Source organism: Pseudoalteromonas sp. SWYJZ12 (assembly GCF_015864395.1).
GTDB lineage: Bacteria > Pseudomonadota > Gammaproteobacteria > Enterobacterales > Alteromonadaceae > Pseudoalteromonas > Pseudoalteromonas arctica.
Genome location: NZ_JADYXH010000002.1, coordinates 457,438 through 478,121, shown reverse-complemented (window position 1 = coordinate 478,121; position 20,684 = coordinate 457,438). Strand labels below are relative to the sequence as shown.

Here is a 20,684-nt window from a genome sequence, read left to right as displayed (position 1 = left end):
ATTTAGTGTTTTTCTAATGATAACAGCACCACATGATAAGACACACATGCTTTGTTATTTATAAGCGGATACGCACTGCATACTTTTTGTAGCGCCGATTTAGTAAGTAACCCCTGACGTGTATTGGTATGATTTTGCGTAGTTGCACCTATAGCTTTAATTGAGGCAATAGCTTTTAAAGGTGTTGTGTATTCATCGGTGTAAATACGTTTTTGAGCGCTGTTAATAGTAAACCCTGCTTTTTGGACTGATTGGTTTATATGCAACTCACTATTAAAGGTATTTATGTGGCTGTTAGAATCAAGCGCTGCAAAGGCTGTTTTTATTTCGTTAAGTGAGCCCTCTACCACAGTGCTTATGTACGCCTGCCCGCCTGGTTTTAATATGCTGTAAAGTGATTGCATTAAAGTCGAAAAATTAGCAGACCACTGCACTGCAAAGTTACTGTAAATAACATCAACACTGTTTGCTTGTAGCGGTAAGTTATCCATATCTGCACATATTTTAGGTGTGGTTAAATTACTACTTTGCAGCATGTTTATGCTCAAATCCATGGCAATAACGCTTGCAAACATACTTTGTAAGGTATGCGTATTAACAAGTGGCCCTGCGCCTAAATCAACACATATCTTATTTTTATTAAAGCCTGGTTTTATGAGTGCAAATAGATCGCTCGCAGCGTGTTTTTGTACATTTGCATGGGCGTTATAACTCGCCGCCGCCTTTGAAAATTTACTTTGTGTAGACTTTTTAAGCTCCTTATTTAGCTCCTCGCTTAAATCCTTGTTTAACTCTCTATTTAACTCGCTACTTACTAGGCACGGTTTTACAAGTTGTGTTTGCACTAGGTCTGTTTTTAATACTGGCTGAGCAGTCATGCTACTGCACCTACTAAATGCTTAACTAAGTGCGTTATGTCTTGCTCGGTATGTGCAGCGGTTAAAGTAATGCGTAAACGTGAGGTGTTATGTGCAACCGTGGGCGGTCTAATTGCAGTGAGCCAAATACCTTGTTGTTTAAGTTTATCTGCCGCTTGCAACGTTTGCTCAGCACAGCCTAATACTATGGGTTGTATGGCGGTGTTAGACTCCATTACAGCAATATTATGGGTTTTAGCGAGTTGCTTAAATAACGCAATATTGGCACTTAGCTTATCGCGTTTATCATCGGCTGTTTTTATGTTTTTAATACGCGCAAGTGTGTAACTTGCCATAAGCGGTGACATAGCGGTTGAATACGTGTAATCGCGATTAAATTGCAGCATGTAATCAATAAACTGTTTACTGCCTAATACACACGCGCCACTACTGGCAACTGCTTTACCAAAGGTAATGACTAATATATCTGGCAGCGTTTGAGTAATAAATGCTTCGCAACTGCCCAAACCGGTTTTGCCTAATGCACCAAAGCCGTGTGCGTCGTCAATCATTAGCCATGCGTTATGCTGTTTTGCAAGCGCGAGTAATTCTTTAAGAGGCGCGGTATCGCCATCCATCGAAAACACGCCTTCGCTTATAATTAGCTTGTTTTGCGCTTTTGATTTTTCGAGCCGTGAACGTAAATGGTTCATGTCGTTGTGATTAAAACGCACTAAAGCCGCGTTAGAATGCATAGCCCCGTCAATCAAGCTTGCATGATTTAACTTATCTTGAAAAATAGCGCTGTTTTGCGCAGCGGCTTTATCTTGAAACAAAGCTTTAATTACGCTGCTATTAGCGCTAAACCCTGAGTTAAATAGCATTGCTGCGCCATAACCAAATTGCTCACATAAGTATTGTTCAAGCGCTTTTTGCTGAGCCTGATAACCCGTAACCAATGCTGAGCTGTGACTCCCTAATGCGTGGGAGTCATTAATATTAACAGCCACATCTCCAAAGCCTAAGTAATCGTTACTGGCAAAGTTAAGGTAGGTTTTGTAATTAACCGTTATAGTACGCGCTGTTGCATGTTGCACTACGTGGCGTTTACGAAGTAACGCATCTTGCTGGCGAGCCTGCAGATGCGTGTTTATAAAATCAAAAGGCATAGATATAAAAGCCTACGCTTCGTAAAACAATTCAGAGGTTGCTTTGTCGGCTACTTGCGATGAAAGCGAGGCTTCTACTGCTTCGTCTGAATAGTCGTGACGCTTTTCTGGGTTCATGCCTAATTTTTTAATTAGGTTCATATCGGCATCAGCGTCTGGGTTTTCGGTGGTAAGAAGTTTGTCGCCATAAAATATTGAGTTAGCGCCTGCAAAAAAGCACATTGACTGCATTTGCTCGTTCATGGCGTTGCGCCCTGCCGATAAACGCACATAACTGTGTGGCATCATAATGCGCGCTGTTGCAATGGTACGTACAAATTCAAAGTGATCTAAATCGTCTGCGTTTTCAAGCGGTGTGCCTTTAACTTTAACGAGCATATTAATAGGCACGCTTTCTGGCTGTTGTGGCAAATTAGCTAGCTGCATCAGTAACCCATAACGGTCGCTTGCTTGCTCGCCCATACCGACTATTCCGCCCGAGCATACTTTCATACCAGCATCGCGTACGTGGTCAATGGTATTTAATCTATCTTGAAAAGTACGGGTTGATATAATTTGCTCGTAATACTCAGGTGACGTGTCAAGGTTATGATTATAGTAATCAAGCCCAGCGTCTCGAAGTTCATGAGCTTTTTCGTTTGTGAGTTTACCCAGCGTCATACAGGTTTCTAGCCCTAGCTCTTTTACTTCTTTAACCATTTGCGAAATGTATGGCATGTCTCTGTCTTTTGGATCTGACCATGCAGCCCCCATACAAAAACGCGTCGCACCTTTTTGTTTTGCAAGGCGTGCTTGCTCTACTACTTTTTCTACTTCTATTAAGCGTTCGCGTTCTAAATCGGTTCGGTAATGGCCAGACTGCGGGCAGTACTTACAGTCTTCTGGGCAAGCGCCTGTTTTAATTGATAACAACGTAGAAATTTGCACTTCATTTGGGTTGAAGTTAGCACGGTGAACCGATGCGGCTTTAAAAAGTAAATCGTTAAATGGCATTTCAAATAATGCTTTAACTTCAGCGTGGGTCCAATCGTGACGAACAGGTGCAAGTTCCATAATACTCTCTTATTTTTTCTCAGCGGTGATATTGGCTTAGTCTACGAGTTGAAGTACCATTGTCAACGAAGCCCATCAAGTTAAAGTTTACATATGATTAAAAAGAGTACGATTGACCTTGATTTTGATCGTGAGCACATTTGGCATCCATATACATCTATGACTAAGCCAATTCCGGTATACCCTGTTACACATGCAAATCACAACATTATTCACCTCGAAACTGGCGAGCAATTAATCGATGGCATGGCCTCGTGGTGGAGCGCAATACATGGCTATAACCACCCTGTTATAAATAGCGCCATGATTGAGCAAATTAATAATATGAGCCACATTATGTTTGGCGGAATTACGCATAACAGTGCAGTAGAGCTGTGCAAAAAAATAGTAAATATAACGCCGCCGAGTTTAACTAAAGTGTTTTTAGCCGACAGCGGATCGGTAAGTGTTGAAGTAGCGATTAAAATGGCGCTGCAATATTGGTTAAGCCAAGGCATTACAACAAAACAAAAACTAATGACGCCTTACAAGGGCTACCATGGCGACACCTTTGCAGCCATGAGCGTATGCGACCCCGTTAACTCAATGCATAGTTTATATTCAGGCTTTTTACCTGAGCATGTATTTGTGCCTGCACCGGTTAGTAAATTTGATAGCGAGTTTAACCAAGCTGAAGCCAAAGAGCTTGAAGAATACTTTAAAGCAAACCACAGCAAAGTAGCCGCCTTCATAATTGAGCCTATTGTACAAAACGCGGGGGGGATGAACTTTTATCACCCCGATTATTTAGCCTGCGTGCGTAAATTTTGCACCCAATATAACGTACTGCTAATTTGCGACGAAATTGCCACAGGCTTTGGCCGTACAGGTAAATTATTTGCTGTAGAGCACGCCAATATAGAGCCCGATATAATGTGCATTGGTAAAGCATTAACTGGCGGCTCAATGACGCTATCGGCCACTATAACAAGTGATAAAATAGCCATTGGCATAAGCGAAGGTGAAGCAGGTGTTTTAATGCACGGCCCTACTTTTATGGGTAACCCGCTTGCCTGTGCTGCGGCTTGCGCAAGTATTGACTTGTTACTTGAGCAAAACTGGCAACAACGAATAAAGCAAATAAACACCCAGCTACAACAACTTAATAAATGCAGTGAACTAGAAGCTGTTGCTAATGTGCGTATTTTAGGCGCAATAGGTGTTGTTGAACTCAACGATGCTGCGGGCAATGTTGATGTTGCTAAAATTCAGGCTTATTTTGTAAAGCAAGGCGTATGGATACGTCCCTTTGGTAAACTAATTTACTTAATGCCACCGTATATAAGTGATGACGAAAGTATTAAAGCACTGTGTGAGGCAATTTATAATGCCATTAAAGGCAAGCATTACGCTTAATAGTCGGTCTCAATAACTAATCCTAATACAGGTTATAGGGCTATTTTCTGTAACCTACCGCTACATTTAGTGTTTTTATCTATTAAGCGAGTTTGTGGTTATTGATCTCGTTAACTATTAGCTATATGATAATGTCTATCATTTACAATTACCTTTTTGGACTTCTTTGCTATGAAATTACTATTTAAACCAGCCAAAACTTTAGGTGCAAGCCTTTTACTAGCCTCGGCGTTTATGGCTCAACCAGTATTAGCTAACGGCCCTATTGGCGAGCATGTTAATCATCTTCAAGCTAACCTTAAAAGTTACGCAGAAGAAGTAGAATGGATGGTAGGCAAAGTTGATACCATGGTAAGCGACTACGACACTAAAGGCGCAAAAGCTGTAAAAACTGATGATTTAATTGAATACTGGGAGTCAGTTAAGTTTCACAGCGCAATAGAAACTAACTTCGTACCGGTATACGCTTCTATTTGGCAGGGTCTTTATGGCGTAAAAATGGCCATTGATAATAAACAGCCTGCTGAGGAAGTTCGTAAACAACAAAAAGCGATGAACATAGCCTTGTGGCAAGGCCTTGGGGCTGTTAAGCTTGCTGCAAAATTCCAGCAAAAAGGCTTGTTAGACACTGTAAAAGCAACCGCTACAAAAGAAATGACACAAAGTGCCACAATTGATGAAATTAAGCACAAATTAGACCGTGTAGTAGCTAAATTTGCTGAGCGTTTACAAGACGAAGCAACTGAAATTGTTCACGATACTTACCTACACCTGTTTGAAGGCGTTGAAGGTACACTTATTGAGCAAGACGCTAACCTAGTTGAAGTGCTGGAAAAAGACTTTAACGTAACACTGCCACTAGCAATTAAAAACAGCAAAAGCGTCGATGAAGTACGCGATGTGATCAGTGATATGCAAACAAAATTAGACCGCGCTAAGGTTTTAATAGAAAAAGCCGAAAAAGCCCGTAAGGATGTATTTTAAGTGAAGCGTAGGACCTTTATTCAAGGCCTAGCTGCGTTAGGGGTGGTTGGCTCATTGCCACTGCCTCTTTCTCGTGCGCTAGCCGCTGATATAGCAAACCCAGTTTCTGTTGATGATTTACCAAAGCTTAAAGGCGAGTTAACCCTTTATTTAGGCCGAGGCGAAGGTGGTTTGTATGAAAACGTATTGCAAGCAATCCAGAAAAAAAATCCAGACTTTAAACTCGGTATACGCCGAGGTCCTACTGCTGCTTTAGCAAATACGATTGTTGCAGAAGCTAAAGCCGGCGTTCGCCGCGCTGATTTATTTTGGGCGGTTGATTCAGGCGCAATTGGTTTAGTAACCGATGCAGACCTTGCACAACCTATCCCAGGTGATTTATCTGCTCAGTTACAACCACAATTTAGATATAAAGAGTGGGCTCCAGTAACTGGCCGTATTCGTACATTGCCATATAACACGTCGCGTTTGACCAAAGATCAAATTCCAACAAGTATTATGGAAATTGCCGACAGCGATTTAAGTATTGGTTGGGCGCCCGCCTACGCTTCTTTTCAATCGTTTGTAACCGCAATGCGAATTTTAGAAGGCGACGACAAAACCGCTAAGTGGCTTAAAAAGATAAAAAAACGTGCTAAAACATACGCTGGAGAATTAGGTGTTGTTATGGGCGTTGAACGCGGTGAAGTTGATATTGGTTTTGCTAATCATTATTACACATTGCGTTTAAAATCAGGCAAGCCTGATGCTAAGCTTGATTTAGCATTTACACAAAATGATGCTGGCTGTTTAGTTAATGCATCGGGTGTATTAGCGCTTAACGACGATCCGCTTGCTACTAACTTTATGCGTTACTTACTAAGTAAAGAAGTACAAGGTTACTTAGCCAGTGAAGCGTACGAAATTCCGTTAGTAAATGGTATTACCCAACCTGAGGGTCTACCATCACTTGCTAATATTTCTCCACCTAAAGTAGATTTAACACAGCTTGCTGATTTACGCCCTACTATAGATTTGATGCGTAGCAGCGGCGTATTGTAATGAGAATACCTGCCTCTTATCCAATGGCGCTGCTTGCAGCGCTTGTTGCGCTTACCCCTGTTTATGTATTAATAGTGCTTGCAAGCGATGCAAGCTCAGTGTTTGACACCCACAATCTTCAAATTTTAGGTAACACGTTATCGTTAATGGGTTTAACGGTACTCGGATCTATTTTAATTGGTGTGCCACTGGCGTTTATTAGCGCGTATGTGCATTTACCATTTAAAAAACTCTGGCTGGTTGTATTTGCAGCGCCGCTGGCAATCCCCAGTTATATTGGCGCGTTTACACTTTATGCTGCTTTTGGCCCCGGTGGCGAAATAAACACCTTAACAGGAATAGAAACACCATCAATGTATGGCCTAACAGGCGCTGCAATTGTGATGACGCTTTATACTTTCCCGTTTGTAATGATGACAACTCGCTCATCCCTACTAAGCCTTGATGCAAGCATGGTTAATGCCGCGCGTACGCTGGGTATGTCGATGACGCAAAGTATATTTAAAGTTATATTACCGCGCGTAGTTAACGGTATTGCAGCAGGCTCTTTGTTAGTCGCCCTTTATACATTATCAGACTTTGGCACACCCGCAATGATGCGCTTAGATACGTTTACCCGCGTAATTTACGTTGAATACAACGCTTTTGCGTTAGGGCGCGCAGCCATGCTTTCGCTTCAACTGATGGTTATTGTTGGCTTTTTACTTTTAGTTGAATCACAAATAAAAACAGCCCCTGAGCGCCAAGGTCGCCCGTTAATTTTATTCCCAAGCAAACTACAGTTAAGTGCAATATTTATTACATTTGCACCTGTTTTACTGCTCGCTATTGGCTTGCCTTTGGCTATATTTTCGCTTTGGTTAGCTCGTGATGGTTTTAGCTCATTTGATTTTAATATTGCGTGGAACTCTACGTATGCATCGGGTATTGCGGCAATTGTAGCCGTTATCGTTGCGATCCCCGTTGCACATGCCGCACTTAGTGGAAAAGCGGGTCGTATAATGGAACGTGTTACTTACTTTGGTTTTGGTATTCCGGGTATAGTAATGGGCACAGCGCTTGTTTACGGTGGTTTGCAGTTACCGTTTTTATATCAAACACTGGGATTGCTTATTATTGCTTATATGCTGCGATTTTTACCACTTGCTGTGGGCTCTGTTAGAACAAGCACCGAACACTTAGACCCAAGCTTAGTAAAGTCTGCGCGCGTATTAGGGGCAAGCCCACGTGAAGTATTTACTCGTATAACACTGCCTTTAACAATGCGCGGTATTATTGCCGGTGCAGCACTGGTGTTTTTAGAGTCAATGCGCGAACTAGAAGCCACGCTATTACTTGGCCCAACAGGGTTTGAAACCCTCTCTACCTATTTATGGCGTGTATACGAAGCGGGCTATTTTGGTCGCGCTGCTATTCCTGGATTATTGTTAGTAGTGATATCTGCCTGCGGGTTAGCTATTATGATGTCTGGCGAAAAACGCAACCAGTTTGAACATTAAGGATTTAAGAAACAATGCTATCTGTAAGTCAGTTGTCTATAGATTATGGCAGTAACCGCGTAGTAAGCGATTTAAACTTATCGCTGGGTGAAAACGAAATCCTTATGCTTGTAGGGCCAACAGGTTGCGGTAAAAGTACAATTTTACAAGCCCTTGCTGGCCTTATACCTATTAGCGAAGGCGAAATAAACACGGGTAAATGGCGCGCTACACCCAAATTAACAATACCTCCTGAAAAGCGCAGTGTAGGTATGGTATTTCAAGATTTTGCGTTATTTCCGCACTTAACCGTACAGCAAAACATTTGCTTTAGATTAAAAGATACAGCCCCTGCTGAGTATTGGATAAACCTACTTGGACTGAGCGATTTTAGAGATAAAAAACCAGCTACGCTTTCTGGCGGACAAAAGCAACGTGTTGCACTTGCGCGCACCCTTGCCCACCAACCTGATTTTGTATTGCTTGATGAGCCGCTTTCAAACTTAGATGCCGCCCTTAAAGACATGCTTCGTTGGGATATTAGAAACGCACTTAAAGCAGCTGGCGTACCGGCGATTTGGGTAACACACGACCAAGAAGAAGCACTCTCAGTTGGCGATCGTGTTGGTGTACTTAAAGGCGGCAAAATTCAGCAAATCGATACACCCGAGCGCTGCTTTAGTACCCCAAACAATCGCTTTGTGGCACGCTTTTTAGGTGAAGCCAGCTTTATTAGCGGCCAATTTAGCCAAGGACAAGCCACTACCTCAATTGGTAATGCTCCCGCTCATGGCGTTGACTGTGAAAGTGGCGACGTTGATGTACTACTTCGACCTGACGATGTGTTACTTGTACAAAGCAGTGTTGGCAATAACGGCGAAGTAATTTGGGTACGTTTTGAAGGTGGCAGCCGCTTGTGTGCTGTAAAACTTGCGTGCTCTACGGTTGTAACTAGCCGAGTAAGCCATGAAGTTGTTGTAAACCCTGGCGACGAAGTGCATGTATCACTAAGTACCTCGCACCCATTAGCGGTTTATAAATCTATAGACTGATTAAAATATTGATGTAGGCATTAATTTAAACATTAATACCTACATCAATACTTACTATTTAGACCCAAAATTCAGTTTAAATACGTTCCCCGTTAAAACCCTATCTCGCTTAAAACTAATACTTTTTACCTTTAAAAAGCTCACTATAGCCAATAAACAACAATAATATGCAGGTTAAATTATGAACCTCTTGCTATTAATCAGCTGTTGCTGTTTACTGAACAAAGATTAATGTTAAATAGTTCCTCTCAGATATCACTTATCAGGTTACGCCTTTTATATTAGTTAAAACCACACACAAACATTAAAACACATTATTAAGCATTGCTTTTAGCGAACGTATTATAAAAATAAAGCTATATTCAAGCATTGCTGAACCTTAATTATCCTTTAAACGTTTATAAAGTTGTTCAGCCCTTAATGGTACAAAGGATCTAGATAGTGAATAAAATAAGTACCAAGAAAGAACTCTTAGAATACTCCGAAAGTATTGTAAACACGGTTCGAGAACCACTGATTGTTTTAGACCAACATTTAAGAGTAGTTACAGCAAGCCGCTCATTTTATGAGTTTTTTCGCGCTAATCATAAAGACACAGTCGGGAAACTAATATACAACCTTGGTAATAATCAATGGAACATTCCCAAGCTTCGTGAATTATTAGAAACCATATTGCCTCAAAAAACGAGCTTTGATGATTATAAAGTTGAGCACAATTTTAAAACAATTGGTTGGCGTACAATGCTGCTCAACGCAAGGCAAATTAAACGTACTCAGTCAAAAGATCGTATTATTTTATTGTCTATCGAGGACATTACTGAACGTAACGCGATTCAAGAAGGACTCGTAAAAGCGAATAAAGAGCTAGAAGTGCTAACGAGTGACTTAGAAAGTGCTGCTCGAGTTAAATCAGAGTTTTTAGCAAATATGTCGCATGAACTGAGAACCCCGCTTAATTCTATTAATGGTTTTTCTGAGGTGCTTTACGATGAGACATTTGGCACTTTAAATGACAAACAAAAACAGTATGTTAAAAATGTATTGGTGAGCGGCAAACATTTACTGTTACTTATTAATGAAATACTGGATATGGCAAAGATTGAAGCAGGCAAAATGAGTCTCACCATCTCTCATTTGCCGATACGCCAAGTATTGCACGAAATTACAGGGCTTACAGCAGATACAGCTAACCAGAAAAAATTGAATATGTGTCTTGATATTGCTGATGACTTGCCACCAATTGAAGCTGACTCCCTTAAGGTTAAACAGATACTTTATAATTTGCTTTCAAATGCAGTGAAGTTTACACCCGATGAGGGTCAAATTGGCGTTAAAACACGACATACTGATACAGAAATAGAAATAATAATTTGGGATACGGGTATAGGTATTGCTGCTGAAAATATGGAAAAAATATTTGAAGGTTTTTTCCGTATAGAAACTCCCTATTCTAGATTAACAGAAGGTACAGGACTTGGGCTGCCAATCGCAAAAAGTCTAGTAAAGTTGCATGGAGGCGAGTTTGTTATTGAATCTGAAGGTGTTAATAAAGGCACATCGGTTCGTATAACTTTGCCAATTAAACAAAAGTCTGTGGTAAAGCATAATGAAAACCAAAATAGTTATAGTTGATGATAATGCGAATAACCTATTGCTAGAGGAGGATCTTTTACTCATGGCAAATTTTGAAGTATTCACTGCTATGAATGCAAGAGATGCGCTTTTAACAATAAAGCGTGAGACTCCAAGAATTATTATATTAGATGTCCAACTCCCAGATATGTCTGGAACAGAGGTTGCGAAAATTTTGCGTGATGAAAAAGAAACGGCAGATATTCCTATTGTTTTTGTTACCGCTTCTGTTTTACCCGCAGATATAGACCAATTACTGTGTATACCTAACAGTGCGTATATTTCGAAGCCTATAGATACACGCACGTTTGCTCAACAAATAAGTTTATATATAAAGTAATGACTACAATTATTTAAACCTTGATACACAGGAACAGTTAATGAAAGATAGCCCTTTAATTTTGGTTGTAGATGACAACCTTCAAAATATTGAACTCATGCAAGCTTATCTTGAACCCAAGGGATATAAAACAGTAACAGCGACTGGCGGGCAACAAGCATTAGATATCTTAGCGCAACAACCTGTAGACCTTATTTTACTTGATATAATGATGCCCGGTATGAACGGTTTTGAAGTAACACGCCGTGTTAGAGAAGACGCCCTATTAAAGCTATTACCTATCGTCCTTATTACTGCTTTAAGAGAGACAAAAGAGCGAGTTAAAGGGATTGATGCTGGTTGCGATGATTTTATTACAAAGCCTGTAGATAAAAACGAGCTATTATCGCGCGTTAAGTCCCTTCTTAAGATTAAAGACTATAACGATTTAAGAACAAATTATCAGAAACAATTAGAAGCTGAAGTTGCTCAAAGAACTGAATCATTAAAGCAAGCAATGCTAAGCATTAAAGCCGCATCACTAGAAACAATTAATAGACTAACCAAAGCTGCTGAATACAAAGATGAAGAAACGGGTGCGCACATTCAACGCATGAGTTTGTATTCTGAGGCCGTTGCACGCAGTGTAGGGTTAGATGAGGGAACAGTTGAAAATATTTTATTTTCAGCGTCGATGCATGACCTCGGAAAGATTTCTACACCTGACCATATTTTGCTAAAAGCAGGACAATTAGATGCTGCAGAATGGGAAATAATGAAACAGCACACCGTTGTAGGCGCTAGCATACTTTCAGGTTCTGATTCTGAGGTTATTAAACTCGGTGAAATTATTGCCCGCTCACATCATGAAAAGTGGGACGGCTCTGGTTATCCTGATGGCTTAAAAGGTAGTGAAATTCCAATTGCAGCACGCGTAGTTGCTATTGCTGATGTATTTGATGCTCTCTCGTCAAAACGTCCTTATAAAAAATCATTCTCACAAGAAAAAACATTTGCCATTATTAAAGAAGGTAGTGGGAAGCACTTTGACCCCGCAGTAGTGGATGCTTTTTTTGCAGTTCAAGAAGAAATTTTAGCAATTAAACAAAAGTATGCTGAAAAGTAACACGTCCATAATTAATTAGAGGGAACCCCATGAACGGACCAAACCCCAATAATCCTTCACCAATGGAAGGTTTTCCTCAAGTAGGTTTTTTATATTTGACGATAGAACAATAAATACGCTGCTAGATATAGCTTGGTGAGATTGGAGCAATGAAAAAATCACTGCTCACTTAGATACTATAACTCAAAATAATTTAGACGTGCTGTCTAAAATTTAGCACTACCACTCAAACATGTAGGCCATTTTGCTTATGGTTTTAAGCGGCACATTATGCGAGTTACGTTTAGCATATAAGTGCTGCATTGATTTGTCTTTCACTTCACCCACTATCACTTCTTTTACTTGATAACCTAAAGCAACAGCAGCTTGAGTGTAAGCTATAAATTCCCACTTTTTAATATTGGTGTTATCTACAATTACCAATGGCATACCTTGAGCAAGTGCATTTATAAAGCGCGCTAAATTTAAATTATGAAATTGCGACAATTTAAATTTATCGAAATGATATTCGCCCTGCTCATTAATAAAGTAATCATCAGTTGAGCAGATTAGGTATTGGCTTTCGTCAACTCCACCTAATTCGTCAGCAAGGCTTTGCGCGTAGTAAGACTTACCGCTTCCTGGTAGTCCTCGTAAAATAAAAACTTGTTTCATAGCATCGATTTTTTAAGTGTGAATAAATATTAATTTGATTTGTTTGTTAATAATGCCACAAAATCATTAAATTTAAGAGCAACAAATCATAATAGTAGCAATTAAACTCTAAAAACTGTTTAAAAATAAACCGCATGCATAAAAACTTTTAAAGAGTTGCCCACAATAGTTTTTTTATTCAACTTTACTAGGTAAGATACAGGGTTCAAGTGCAGCGCCGTTTATGTGCAATTTATGCCCGAGTGCTGCGCACAGTTAAAATAAAATAGTTAGGCAACTTATATCATTGGAGTGAAGATGAGCCATTTAGCGATTTCAGAGCTATTAAAAGGCAATGTTGCGGTAGACAGCCAAGTAACAATTAAGGGCTGGATCCGTACTCGCCGCGATTCAAAAGCAGGAATTTCATTTTTAGCCGTTCATGACGGTTCGTGTTTTGATCCTATTCAAGCGGTAGTTCCTAATTCACTGAATAATTATGATGAAGTTACTAGCTTAACAGCCGGTTGTTCTGTGTCGGTTACTGGTGTTTTAGTGCAATCTGCTGGCCAAGGTCAATCATTTGAAATTCAAGCTAATACAGTGACTGTATTAGGTTGGGTAGAAAACCCAGATTCATACCCAATGTCGGCAAAGCGCCACAGCATTGAGTACTTACGTGAGCACGCTCACCTTCGCCCTCGTACAAATATGATTGGCGCGGTAACTCGTGTACGTAACTGTTTAGCACAAGCTATTCACCGTTTTTACCATGAACAAGGCTTTTACTGGATCAGCACGCCAATTATTACAGCAAGTGACTGTGAAGGCGCTGGCGAAATGTTTCGTGTATCTACGCTTGATATGCAAAACTTACCGCTTACAGACAAAGGCGAAGTTGATTACAGCGAAGATTTCTTCGGTAAAGAAGCATTCCTTACTGTATCTGGCCAGTTAAATGGCGAAACTTACGCGTCTGCAATGTCAAAAATTTACACGTTTGGCCCAACATTCCGTGCAGAAAATTCAAATACATCACGCCACCTTGCAGAATTTTGGATGGTAGAGCCTGAAGTTGCGTTTGCTGATTTAGAAGACATCGCAAAACTTGCTGAAAATATGCTTAAGTATGTGTTTAAAGCCGTACTTGAAGAGCGCCGTGATGACATGGAATTTTTTGCACAACGTGTAGAAAAAACTGCAATTACGCGTTTAGAAGAATTTGTAGAAAAAGACTTCGCGCAGGTAAATTACACTGAAGCAGTAGAGATCCTTAAAAACTGTGGTAAAAAGTTTGAGTACGCTGTTGAATGGGGTGTAGATTTACAGTCTGAGCACGAGCGATACTTAGCTGAAGAGCACTTTAAAGCACCGGTAGTTATTAAAAACTACCCACGTGACATTAAAGCATTCTACATGCGCCAAAACGAAGACGGTAAGACCGTTGCCGCAATGGACATTGTAGCACCAGGTATTGGTGAGATCATTGGTGGTTCACAACGTGAAGAACGCCTTGATGTACTTGATGCACGCTTAGAAGAAATGGGCTTAAACAAAGAAGATTACAGCTGGTACCGCGATTTACGTAAATACGGTAGCGTGCCGCACTCAGGCTTTGGTTTAGGCTTTGAACGCTTAGTTGCTTATGTAACAGGTATGGGCAACGTACGTGACGTTATTGCCTTCCCTCGTACTAAAGGCAGCGCAACTTACTAATACTAAGTTAGCCGTTTATAAATACTAAAAACCAGCCAATTGGCTGGTTTTTTATGCTTTATATAATATCTAGTTTTAGCATTCTATAAAATTTGGTCTATAGTTTTATACATATTACTTTATGGCTAATTTCATGATTAAAAACTTAATTTTAGCAGTTAGTATGCTAACTACGACTCCGAATACTCCATTATCAGATAACCCCGTCAGTAAAATACAAAAACCTCTTTTAGTTGGCGGTTCTTCCTCAGTTGCGCACTTGCTTGATTTGATAAAACCAGACTACCAAGCCCAAACAAATATTCCCATGCAAATTAGATCAATGGGCAGTGAAAAAGGTATAAAGGCTATTGCCGAAAACTTTGTTGATATAGGCGCAACTTCCCGCTTTTTGACAAACCATGAACAAGAAATCTATCCGCATGTGAGACAAATTATAATAGCTCAAGACGCTTTGGTATTTTTTACCAATACAGAAAATAATATTAAAAGCTTATCTGTAGAACAACTTGCTAATATTTATGCAGGGAAATATGAAACTTGGCAAAAAATAAACCCTAATTACTCACCTAAAACAGCGCGTGACAATAAGATTTTACTATTAAGTAAAGCCCCTAATCATGGCACGTTCAACATATTACTTGAATTTTTAGAGCTTAATTATATGAAAATACCTAACGGTAATACAATTAAGTTTAAAAAAACAGGAAACAGAGGTTTATATTCTAAAAAGGAGGCGCAGTTATACGATGAGTTCAATCAAGCATTAGGTATTGTTCAACGCATGCCAAATGCAATAGCTTATGACTCTTATGGTGCAGTTTCACAATTACTTGGCAGTAAAAAAATTGATAAAGTGAATATTTTAGCAGTAAACGGTATTTCGGTTAACGATCAAAGTATCATAAACGGTGATTACACTCTTGTCAGACCATTAATATTACTGATTAATAGCGAATCAGAACGCTCAATTGAACAGGCTGAACTATTAATATCGATTATTAAAACTAAAAAGAATAGACAGATACTCGCAGAAAATCACTACTTGCTTATTGATTTTTAATAAAAAAAAGCCGCAGCACTCAAAGAGCACCACGGCTTTCAACCAGAATAAATTTTGCTTAATTAAGCGCTATAAAGCACTCTCTAACTGTGGCAGTACTTCAAACAAATCAGCCACTAAACCGTAATCTGCGACTTGAAAAATAGGTGCATCGGGGTCTTTATTAATCGCGACAATTACTTTTGAGTCTTTCATACCGGCTAAATGCTGAATAGCACCGCTAATCCCTACTGCAATGTATAAATTAGGCGCTACAATTTTACCTGTTTGCCCTACTTGCATGTCGTTAGGTACAAAGCCTGCATCAACCGCTGCGCGCGACGCACCAATCGCAGCACCGAGTTTATCGGCAATACCATTAAGTAGTGCAAAGTTTTCACCGTTTTGCATACCGCGACCACCCGATATAACCACAGTGGCAGCCGTAAGTTCAGGTCGTTCAGACTCTGTTTGTTCAACACTTACAAAGCTACTTAATTGCGAATCAGACACTGTATCAATGCTTGTTATAGCCGCTGCTGATTGCTCGCCTTGTAAATCAAAGCTACTGGCACGTACGGTAATTACTTTTTTACTGTCGAGTGATTTAACCGTTGCGATTGCATTACCTGCATAAATTGGACGTTTAAATGTATCGGCGTCCACTACTGCGATAATTTCAGAAATTTGCGCAACATCTAATAACGCAGCAACACGTGGCATAAAGTTTTTACCTGTTGTCGTTGCACTTGCAACAATGTGGCTGTAGTTGTCGCTAAGCGATAAAACTAAATCGCTCATGCTCTCAGCTAACTGATGTTCATAAACGCTATTATCGGCAACTAAAACATTAGCTACGCCATCAATGCTGGCCACTTGTGAGCTCATTGCGCTTAGGTTGTTACCTGCAATAAGTACATCAACAGGAAAACCAATTTTTACTGCGGCGTTAATAGTTTTTGAGGTTTCTGGTTTTAAGGCACCGTTGTCGTGCTCTGCAATTACGAGTGTTTTCATTTAAATCACCTTTGCCTCTGTTTTTAATTTTTCTACAAGCTGTGCAACGTCTTCAACAATAATTCCTGCGGTACGTTTAGCTGGCTCTTCTACACTTATTAATTGAATACGCGGTGTTAAATCAACACCAAGCGAATCAGCTGCTATTACTTCAAGCGGCTTACGTTTGGCTTTCATAATATTTGGCAGTGATGCGTAACGAGGCTCGTTTAAGCGTAAATCAGTTGTAACAACCGCCGGTAAATTAAGTGCTACCGTTTGCAGGCCCCCGTCAACTTCGCGGGTCACGTTTACTTTGCCATTTTCAATAACAACCTTGGATGCAAATGTACCCTGCCCACGATTAGTAAGCGCAGCAAGCATTTGACCTGTTTGATTATTATCTGAATCGATTGACTGTTTACCTAAAATTATAAGTTCAGGAGACTCTTGCTCAACAATTTTAGCGAGTAGCTTTGCAATATGGAGTGACTCGAGCTTTTCATCGGTTTCGATGTGAATGGCTTTGTCGGCACCCAGTGCTAATGCTGTGCGTAATTGCTCTTGCGATGCTTTAGGACCAATAGTAACAGCAACAACTTCATTGGCTGTACCGGCTTCTTTAAGGCGGATTGCTTCTTCTATAGCAATTTCACAAAACGGGTTCATTGCCATTTTTACGTTGGTTAAATCCACGTCGCTGTTATCACTTTTAACGCGTGCTTTTACGTTGTAATCAATCACTCTTTTTATTGGTACGAGAACTTTCATAGGAACTCCATAATTATTTAAACCTACAAGGTAACGTGCACGTCAACTTATTTATTTTATGAAATTAGACTACTTCCTGTTGACGTAAACGTCAACCTAAAATAACCTTTAACTATTCACAGTCTGTAACGTTTAATTTGCAAGGTTAAAAATAGGCTGTACACCTTATTTAAATGCGTAGTAAACATTCGAATAAGTCCGTCATATATAAAGAGGTTATTATGGTCGAACGTGAAACCATGGAATTTGATGTAGTAATTGTTGGCGCAGGCCCTGCGGGGCTTTCAAGTGCAATTAAACTCGCGCAATTAGCACAAGAAAAACAACAAGAGTGCATGATTTGCGTAGTCGAAAAAGGTTCCGAAGTAGGTGCGCATGTACTCTCTGGTGCTGTTTTTGAAACCAAAGCTTTGGATGAGCTACTACCAAATTGGCAAGAGCTTGGTGCACCGGTTACAACCAAAGTAACTAACGATGAAATTTATTGGTTTAATAATGAGCAAAAAGCGACATCAATCCCCCACTTTGCTACGCCAAAAACATTTCATAATGATGGTAACTACATTGTATCTATGGGTAATGTATGTCGATGGCTTGCTGAGCAAGCTGAAAGCTTAGGCGTAGAGATATTCCCGGGGTTTAGTGCTCACTCTTTAATAATTGAAGATAAAGCAGTAAAAGGGATTATTACTGGCGATATGGGTGTCGACAAAGACGGTAATGAAAAAGACGGTTACATGCCAGGTATGGAGCTTCGTGCAAAATACACTATATTTGCAGAAGGCTGCCGAGGTCATTTAGGTAAGCAGCTAATTAATGAGTTTGCACTTGATGCAGATTCATCGCCGCAGCATTACGGTTTAGGCTTTAAAGAAATTTGGCAAATTGATGAAAGTAAGCATGAGCTTGGCAAAGTTGTTCATGGTACAGGTTGGCCACTTAGCGGCGATACTAATGGTGGTGCATTTATGTATCACAGTGAAAACAACCAAGTCGTTGTAGGTTTAATTGTTGATTTAAATTACTCAAACCCATATTTAAGCCCGTTCGATGAGTTTCAGCGAATGAAGCACCATCCAGTATTTAAAAACGTACTTGAAGGCGCTGAACGTGTTGCTTACGGTGCGCGTGCTATTGCTAAGGGCGGCTTGCATTCATTACCAAAAATGCATTTTGCAGGTGGCTTACTTGTAGGGTGCGATGCAGGCACACTTAATTTTGCAAAAATTAAAGGTAATCACACTGCAATGAAATCGGGAATGGTTGCCGCTGAAGTTATTTTTGAAGCATTGCAAAATGAGTTGGCAAATACCGATTTAACTCATTATCAAACTGCGTTTGAGAAATCGTGGGCATATAAAGAGTTATATCAATCTCGTAACTTTGGTCCTGCAATGCACAAACTCGGTAAGTTTATAGGGGGTGCGTATAACACGCTTGATCAAAACATTTTTAATGGTGGTTTACCCTTTACGTTTAAAGATAATACGCCCGATCATTCAACCCTTGTTGATGCTAACGCCGCTGACAAAATAGCGTACCCAAAGCCAGATGGACACCTTAGCTTTGATAAACTCTCAAGTGTGTTTTTATCAAATACTAACCACGAAGAATCACAGCCTTGTCATCTAAAGCTCAAAGATGTGTCAATCCCTATTAACGTAAATCTAGTTAAATTTGATGAACCCGCACAACGTTATTGCCCTGCTGGCGTTTACGAAGTACAAGAAATAGCGGGCAATAAAGAGTTTGTTATTAACGCCCAAAACTGTGTGCACTGTAAAACCTGCGATATTAAAGACCCAAGCCAAAACATTACCTGGGTAACCCCAGAAGGTGCTGGTGGGCCAAACTACCCTAATATGTAACTAAATTATGCGTTATATACACATATAATCACTTTTTTTACATATAAATTATAAACATATCCTAAATTGCAGGGGCTTCGGCCCCTTTTTTACGTTATGCTAATAGTAGTTTTAATAATAAGAGTGTTATCTATGCCGTCGTCAAAAGTTGTTTTTCGTTTTTTAGCAGAGCCTACCGATGTTAATTTTGGTGGTAAAGTTCATGGTGGGGCCGTCATGAAATGGATTGACCAAGCAGGCTATGCATGTGCTGCGGGTTGGAGTGGTCACTACTGCGTAACGGTTTCGGTTGCGGGTGTTAAATTTAGACGCCCTATTTTAGTGGGTCAAATAGTCGAAGTAGAAGCTAAAATTGCCCATACGGGTAGAAGTAGCATGCAAATATTTATTCAAGTGCGTTGTGGCGATCCAAAAACACAAAATATGGTTGAAACAAATCATTGTGTTATCAGCTTTATTGCTATGGATGAAACGGGTTACCCAATAGAAGTGCCTTCGTTTAAAGCTGTAACAGAAGAAGATATTAAATTAGAAAATTACGCTATAAAAATGAAAGAAATAGCAATTGAAACAGAAAACTTGCTTCATACAGTGTAATTACTAGTTTAAATAAAGTCAGGCTATGTAAAAAACTCATTATACTTTGTAAAAGATACAACTTATTTTAGAGTACTCAATTACACAAAAGTTCACTTTGATTATAAAACACGCTAAACACCGTGAAAACCAATACAAAAGGATTAATTAAGGCGTGTTTTTAATTCATTTTAATATTGGCACGCTCGCTGCAAGTAGATAATTGAAGTTTGATTAATGAAATCAAGCATTTGATTATTTTTTGTAAAGGAGCTATTCAATGATTAAAACACTTTCTCTTTCAGCTATTGCACTAGCAACACTGGGTTTTAACTCTGCAGCACACGCTGACATTTCTGATTTCGATTCTCCACGTATTTATACTGGTATCGGTTACGGTCAATATTCTTTTGAATTTGAAGACAGTGACAACGACACTGACTTTGACGACGATGCACAAATGCTTAAGGGTTACGTTGGTGCACAATTTAACGAGTACTTAAGCTTAGAGCTTGCTTATCAAAACTTTGATGAAGTAAGTGATATAGACAGCAAAGCTGAAATTGATGGCGTATCGCTTGCCGCACGTTTGGGCTACCCTATAACAGAAAGCTTTTCTGTGTATGCAAAAGGCGGTTGGCTTGAATGGGATGCAGATTACACACAAGATTTACCAGTAGGTGGCGTATCAGCGTCTACAGATGGTGGTGATGCATTTTACGGCGCTGGTATTGAATACGCGCTTACAACAAATGTACAGTTTCGTTTAGAGTACGAACGCTATAAACTTGATGACGATATTGACCCAGATATGGATGTAGCGTCTGTATCAGTTCAATACATGTTTTAATTAGTCTTTAGCATGTATAAAAGGTAAGCCCAAGGGCTTACCTTTTTTGTTTTAGGCTCTTTTTAAATATATTAATATAAACCAATCAGTCTAATAAAAACTTTAAACCGCTTGGTCTATAATGCC

General features: G+C 39.8%; 18 protein-coding genes and 2 pseudogenes. 13 read left to right on the top strand and 7 right to left on the bottom strand.

The window, feature by feature from the left end; genetic code table 11:
• Positions 1–2 precede the first annotated feature (2 nt).
• The 3 genes from I6F42_RS04380 to bioB are packed head-to-tail and all read right to left on the bottom strand — an operon-like array spanning position 3 to position 3,079.
• Positions 3–878, bottom strand: coding sequence for a methyltransferase domain-containing protein (locus tag I6F42_RS04380; protein WP_197151087.1), 876 nt, complete (start codon positions 876–878; stop codon positions 3–5).
• Entirely contained in the window at positions 875–2,026 is a 1,152-nt protein-coding gene (locus I6F42_RS04375) for an 8-amino-7-oxononanoate synthase (protein ID WP_197151084.1), read from the bottom strand. The genes I6F42_RS04380 and I6F42_RS04375 overlap by 4 nt, the downstream gene beginning before the upstream one ends.
• A gap of 12 nt (positions 2,027–2,038) precedes the next feature.
• Positions 2,039–3,079, bottom strand: coding sequence for a biotin synthase BioB (gene bioB / locus I6F42_RS04370; protein WP_010552743.1), 1,041 nt, complete (start codon positions 3,077–3,079; stop codon positions 2,039–2,041).
• 93 nt (positions 3,080–3,172) lie between these two features.
• Between bioB and bioA the strand changes: the two genes are divergently transcribed.
• From bioA to I6F42_RS20390, 5 genes and pseudogenes are all read left to right on the top strand, one after another.
• Positions 3,173–4,474, top strand: coding sequence for an adenosylmethionine--8-amino-7-oxononanoate transaminase (gene bioA, locus I6F42_RS04365; RefSeq protein ID WP_197151082.1), 1,302 nt, complete (start codon positions 3,173–3,175; stop codon positions 4,472–4,474).
• Positions 4,475–4,645: 171 nt separating this feature from the next.
• The gene (locus tag I6F42_RS04360) at positions 4,646–5,458 is read left to right on the top strand and encodes a hypothetical protein (RefSeq protein ID WP_007586790.1); all 813 of its coding nucleotides are present in this window, start codon (positions 4,646–4,648) and stop codon (positions 5,456–5,458) included.
• Entirely contained in the window at positions 5,459–6,499 is a 1,041-nt protein-coding gene (locus I6F42_RS04355; RefSeq protein WP_197151076.1) for an extracellular solute-binding protein, read from the top strand. It abuts the gene before it with no gap.
• A complete protein-coding gene (locus tag I6F42_RS04350) occupies positions 6,499–7,998 on the top strand; it encodes an iron ABC transporter permease (protein ID WP_024589223.1) in 1,500 nt (499 codons plus the stop codon). The genes I6F42_RS04355 and I6F42_RS04350 overlap by 1 nt, the downstream gene beginning before the upstream one ends.
• 14 nt (positions 7,999–8,012) lie before the next feature.
• Positions 8,013–8,462: pseudogene (locus tag I6F42_RS20390) on the top strand (ABC transporter ATP-binding protein); the annotation flags it as partial.
• A gap of 277 nt (positions 8,463–8,739) precedes the next feature.
• Here the strand turns inward: I6F42_RS20390 and I6F42_RS20385 are convergent.
• A pseudogene (locus tag I6F42_RS20385) lies at positions 8,740–8,835 on the bottom strand (hypothetical protein); the annotation flags it as partial.
• 635 nt (positions 8,836–9,470) lie between these two features.
• Between I6F42_RS20385 and I6F42_RS20360 the strand changes: the two are divergent.
• From I6F42_RS20360 to I6F42_RS04330, 3 genes are read left to right on the top strand one after another with little or no spacing between them, the layout of a single operon-like run.
• The gene (locus I6F42_RS20360; RefSeq protein ID WP_010552739.1) at positions 9,471–10,661 is read left to right on the top strand and encodes a HAMP domain-containing sensor histidine kinase; all 1,191 of its coding nucleotides are present in this window, start codon (positions 9,471–9,473) and stop codon (positions 10,659–10,661) included.
• The gene (locus tag I6F42_RS04335) at positions 10,636–11,001 is read left to right on the top strand and encodes a response regulator (RefSeq protein ID WP_197151072.1); all 366 of its coding nucleotides are present in this window, start codon (positions 10,636–10,638) and stop codon (positions 10,999–11,001) included. The genes I6F42_RS20360 and I6F42_RS04335 overlap by 26 nt, the downstream gene beginning before the upstream one ends.
• Before the next feature lie 40 nt (positions 11,002–11,041).
• On the top strand, positions 11,042–12,106 hold the full coding sequence (locus I6F42_RS04330) for an HD domain-containing phosphohydrolase (protein ID WP_165728680.1): 1,065 nt from the start codon (positions 11,042–11,044) through the stop codon (positions 12,104–12,106).
• A 219-nt stretch (positions 12,107–12,325) separates the two neighbouring features.
• Here the strand turns inward: I6F42_RS04330 and I6F42_RS04325 are convergent, their stop codons facing one another.
• Positions 12,326–12,760, bottom strand: coding sequence for an ATP-binding protein (locus tag I6F42_RS04325; protein WP_007586798.1), 435 nt, complete (start codon positions 12,758–12,760; stop codon positions 12,326–12,328).
• Between the two features lie 297 nt (positions 12,761–13,057).
• On the opposite strand from I6F42_RS04325, the gene asnS reads away from it, so the two are divergent.
• Both asnS and I6F42_RS04315 read left to right on the top strand, forming a co-directional pair.
• Positions 13,058–14,455 carry an asparagine--tRNA ligase gene (gene asnS, locus I6F42_RS04320; protein ID WP_024612616.1) on the top strand — a complete coding sequence of 466 codons (1,398 nt, stop codon included), beginning with the start codon at positions 13,058–13,060 and terminating at the stop codon, positions 14,453–14,455.
• A 133-nt stretch (positions 14,456–14,588) separates the two neighbouring features.
• Positions 14,589–15,518 (top strand): PstS family phosphate ABC transporter substrate-binding protein, encoded by a 930-nt coding sequence (locus tag I6F42_RS04315; RefSeq protein ID WP_197151069.1) that lies wholly within the window; start codon positions 14,589–14,591, stop codon positions 15,516–15,518.
• A 69-nt stretch (positions 15,519–15,587) separates the two neighbouring features.
• Here the strand turns inward: I6F42_RS04315 and I6F42_RS04310 are convergent, their stop codons facing one another.
• A complete protein-coding gene (locus I6F42_RS04310) occupies positions 15,588–16,514 on the bottom strand; it encodes an electron transfer flavoprotein subunit alpha/FixB family protein (protein ID WP_197151066.1) in 927 nt (308 codons plus the stop codon).
• Positions 16,515–17,264, bottom strand: a complete 750-nt coding sequence (locus I6F42_RS04305) for an electron transfer flavoprotein subunit beta/FixA family protein (protein ID WP_101164015.1) — start codon at positions 17,262–17,264, stop codon at positions 16,515–16,517. It abuts the gene before it with no gap.
• A 221-nt stretch (positions 17,265–17,485) separates the two neighbouring features.
• Between I6F42_RS04305 and I6F42_RS04300 the strand changes: the two genes are divergently transcribed.
• The 3 genes from I6F42_RS04300 (at position 17,486) to I6F42_RS04290 (ending at position 20,558) form a co-directional block, all read left to right on the top strand.
• A complete protein-coding gene (locus I6F42_RS04300) occupies positions 17,486–19,132 on the top strand; it encodes an electron transfer flavoprotein-ubiquinone oxidoreductase (RefSeq protein ID WP_197151064.1) in 1,647 nt (548 codons plus the stop codon).
• Between the two features lie 132 nt (positions 19,133–19,264).
• Positions 19,265–19,729 (top strand): acyl-CoA thioesterase, encoded by a 465-nt coding sequence (locus I6F42_RS04295; RefSeq protein WP_007586808.1) that lies wholly within the window; start codon positions 19,265–19,267, stop codon positions 19,727–19,729.
• Positions 19,730–19,988: 259 nt separating this feature from the next.
• Positions 19,989–20,558 carry an outer membrane beta-barrel protein gene (locus tag I6F42_RS04290; RefSeq protein WP_007586810.1) on the top strand — a complete coding sequence of 190 codons (570 nt, stop codon included), beginning with the start codon at positions 19,989–19,991 and terminating at the stop codon, positions 20,556–20,558.
• Positions 20,559–20,684 lie beyond the last annotated feature (126 nt).

Coding starts and splice junctions, on each gene's coding strand:
- I6F42_RS04380 (WP_197151087.1), bottom strand. CDS start 878: ATGACTGCTCAGCCAGTATTAAAAACAGACCTAGTGCAAACACAACTT.
- I6F42_RS04350 (WP_024589223.1), top strand. CDS start 6,499: ATGAGAATACCTGCCTCTTATCCAATGGCGCTGCTTGCAGCGCTTGTT.
- asnS (WP_024612616.1), top strand. CDS start 13,058: ATGAGCCATTTAGCGATTTCAGAGCTATTAAAAGGCAATGTTGCGGTA.
- bioB (WP_010552743.1), bottom strand. CDS start 3,079: ATGGAACTTGCACCTGTTCGTCACGATTGGACCCACGCTGAAGTTAAA.
- I6F42_RS04310 (WP_197151066.1), bottom strand. CDS start 16,514: ATGAAAACACTCGTAATTGCAGAGCACGACAACGGTGCCTTAAAACCA.
- I6F42_RS04335 (WP_197151072.1), top strand. CDS start 10,636: ATGAAAACCAAAATAGTTATAGTTGATGATAATGCGAATAACCTATTG.
- I6F42_RS04290 (WP_007586810.1), top strand. CDS start 19,989: ATGATTAAAACACTTTCTCTTTCAGCTATTGCACTAGCAACACTGGGT.
- I6F42_RS04305 (WP_101164015.1), bottom strand. CDS start 17,264: ATGAAAGTTCTCGTACCAATAAAAAGAGTGATTGATTACAACGTAAAA.
- I6F42_RS04330 (WP_165728680.1), top strand. CDS start 11,042: ATGAAAGATAGCCCTTTAATTTTGGTTGTAGATGACAACCTTCAAAAT.
- bioA (WP_197151082.1), top strand. CDS start 3,173: ATGATTAAAAAGAGTACGATTGACCTTGATTTTGATCGTGAGCACATT.
- I6F42_RS04360 (WP_007586790.1), top strand. CDS start 4,646: ATGAAATTACTATTTAAACCAGCCAAAACTTTAGGTGCAAGCCTTTTA.
- I6F42_RS04325 (WP_007586798.1), bottom strand. CDS start 12,760: ATGAAACAAGTTTTTATTTTACGAGGACTACCAGGAAGCGGTAAGTCT.
- I6F42_RS04295 (WP_007586808.1), top strand. CDS start 19,265: ATGCCGTCGTCAAAAGTTGTTTTTCGTTTTTTAGCAGAGCCTACCGAT.
- I6F42_RS04375 (WP_197151084.1), bottom strand. CDS start 2,026: ATGCCTTTTGATTTTATAAACACGCATCTGCAGGCTCGCCAGCAAGAT.
- I6F42_RS04300 (WP_197151064.1), top strand. CDS start 17,486: ATGGTCGAACGTGAAACCATGGAATTTGATGTAGTAATTGTTGGCGCA.
- I6F42_RS04315 (WP_197151069.1), top strand. CDS start 14,589: ATGATTAAAAACTTAATTTTAGCAGTTAGTATGCTAACTACGACTCCG.